At 38.0% G+C, this 263-nt stretch carries 1 protein-coding gene; it reads right to left on the minus strand.

Annotated elements, in window-relative coordinates:
* On the minus strand, positions 1-263 hold a 263-nt coding region (locus AAEZ05_RS29005; protein ID WP_350650067.1), incomplete at both ends, for a GspH/FimT family protein.

Here is a 263-nt window from a genome sequence, read left to right on the forward strand (position 1 = left end):
TTCTTACCCTTCCTGCTTGATTTACAATGACGGCTTTTGAGTATTTACTGTCAAATTTTCCTGGGCAGTACGTTAATGTGCCATTAGTACCAGAAGCTAATCCATCGGGTTGGAATCTAATCGCTTCACGATTGTAATCAATATAGTCATTTTCATGAAAAGGAGCCGTTTGTTGAAGTAAGCGATCATTGGCATCAAGTTGATTTTTTTGCCCATGATCAATAAATACGCTTAATCCAATACTCCAATCTGCTGAACACAGA

Origin of the sequence: Pseudomonas sp. HY13-MNA-CIBAN-0226 (genome assembly GCF_040310305.1) — a bacterium.
Classification (GTDB): Bacteria; Pseudomonadota; Gammaproteobacteria; order Pseudomonadales; family Pseudomonadaceae; genus Aquipseudomonas; species Aquipseudomonas gregormendelii.